Source organism: Frankia sp. CcWB2, assembly GCF_977927585.1.
In genome coordinates, this window is record NZ_CDWRCM010000070.1 from 4,550 (window position 1) to 6,639 (window position 2,090).

Below are 2,090 nucleotides of genomic sequence, written 5' to 3' on the forward strand. Positions count from 1 at the left end.
TGCGAATTGATGCTGGTCAGCCCGTCATCCTCTAGGCGGTGGCGCACCGGCTCGCGGGCCGGGCGCATCGGGGTGACTGGGTCGGGGTGATTGGGCCGGGCCACGGCATCGGAGTCGGGTCCGGCGGGACCGGAGGAGGAATTGCATGGGTAGGCGCCCGCTCCTGGGAGTGATAGCCCTTGCCGCGACCGTGGCGTTGACCGCGGTGGCCTGTGGGAGTGACAGTGGTTCGTCCTCGAACGGGAAGCAGACCATCACGATCGGCTTCCAGGGAGTTCTCTCGGGCGACAGCCAGCAGCTCGGTCTGAACGCCCTCTACGGCGTCCGGACGGCGATCGCCGAGGTCAACGCGGATGCGAGCGCGCCGTTCCAGCTCAAGCTCGCCGAGTCCGACGACGGTGGCTCGCCGGATCAGGGCCCGACGGCCGCCCAGAAGCTGATCGATGACTCCAAGGTCGTCGCGGTAGTCGGCCCGATGTTCTCCGGCGCGACCAAGGCGAGCGAGCCGGCCTACACCCAGGCCGGACTGCTGTCGGTGAGCCCGTCGGCGACGAACCCCGCGCTCACTACCCTGGGCTTCAAGACCTTCTACCGGGTCATCGCCCCGGACACCGTGCAGGGCAAGGCCGCGGCCGACTACATCGCCACGGTGCTCAAGGCGACGAAGGTGTACTCGCTGGACGACAAGAGCGAGTACGGCACGGGCCTGTCGGGTGCGCTGGAGGCCGAGCTCAAGGCCAAGGGCGTCAACGTGACCCACGACGGCATCAACCCGACCAAGGACTACACGTCCGAGGCAACGAAGATCATTGCTGCCGCGCCCGAGGTCCTCTACTACTCCGGCTACTACCCCGAGTTCGCGCTGCTGTCGAAGGCGCTGAAGAGCAAGGGCTTCACCAGAAAGATCATCAGTGGTGACGGCTCGCTCGACCCGCAGTACGTCGCGCAGGCCGGGGCCGCCGCGGCCGAGGGTGCCTACCTCACCTGCCCCTGCGGCGACGCCAACACCGACCCGAAGGCCGCGTCCTTCGTCGCGTCCTACAAGAAGGTCAACAACGGGGCGAAGCCCGGCACCTATTCCGGTGAGGCCTACGACGCCACGCTCGCCCTCGCGGACGTCTTCAAGAAGCTCGGCAAGGACGTCACCCGGGAGTCCGTGGCCGGCGCGTTCGGTTCCGTGAACTTCCCCGGCATCACGAAGACCGTGGCGTTCGAGCCGAATGGCGAGGTCAAGGGCTCCAACGTGTTCGTCTACCAGGTCAAGGGCGGACAGATCACCGTTCTCGGCAACATCGCGGACCTGGTCAAGTCCTGATGTCGGTGCGGGCGGTGGCCGGGGGTGGGACGTCCGGCCACCGCTTCGCCTGGTGGTGAACGAGGCACACGGATGGGTTTCCTCGACCAGTTCTGGCAGCTGACCGTCGACGGTCTGACGGTCGGCTCCCTGTACGCGGTCATCGCGCTCGGGTACACCCTCGTCTACGGAGTCCTCCAGCTCATCAACTTCGCGCACAGCGAGGTCTTCATGCTGGGATCCTTCGGCGGGCTGTTTGCCGCCCGCGCCCTGCTGCCCGGGGACGGCTCGGTCCCGGGCGGCCTCGAATCGGTGGGCCTGGTGACCATGGGTCTCGGCGCCGGCGCGATCTGCGGCGGGCTCGCCGCCTTCACGCTCGAACGGGTGGCGTACCGGCCGCTGCGGCGCCGTTCCGCCCCCCGGCTGGCCTACCTCATCAGCGCCATCGGGGCCTCGCTGTTCGCGGTGAACCTCGCCGGCAAGGAGTTCGGCCGGCAGAACGTGGCCCTGCCCAACCTGTTCACCGACGGAACGGTGTTCACGCTGTTCGGAGCGGGCGTCTCCACCCAGTCGCTGGTCATCTTCGCGGTCGCGATCGCGATGCTGGTCGGACTGGACCGGCTGGTCACGGGGACCCGGCTCGGGCAGGGCATCCGCGCGGTGGCCCAGGACGCCGACACCGCGGTTCTCATGGGCGTGAACGTCGAACGCATCATCATCGTCACGTTCGTGCTCGGCGGCCTGCTGGCCGGAGCCGGCGGCTTCCTGTACGCGATGACGTTCAACGCCTCGTACA

At 68.0% G+C, this 2,090-nt stretch carries 2 protein-coding genes; both read left to right on the top strand.

From position 1 onward, the window contains the following. The first annotated feature begins 145 nt into the window (after positions 1-145). Positions 146-1,315 carry a branched-chain amino acid ABC transporter substrate-binding protein gene (locus ACY45C_RS09740; RefSeq protein WP_462187297.1) on the top strand — a complete coding sequence of 390 codons (1,170 nt, stop codon included), beginning with the start codon at positions 146-148 and terminating at the stop codon, positions 1,313-1,315. Between the two features lie 72 nt (positions 1,316-1,387). Further along, positions 1,388-2,090: branched-chain amino acid ABC transporter permease (locus ACY45C_RS09745; protein WP_462187298.1), on the top strand; the 703-nt coding region annotated here is incomplete at its 3' end.

Coding starts and splice junctions, on each gene's coding strand:
- ACY45C_RS09740 (WP_462187297.1), top strand. CDS start 146: ATGGGTAGGCGCCCGCTCCTGGGAGTGATAGCCCTTGCCGCGACCGTG.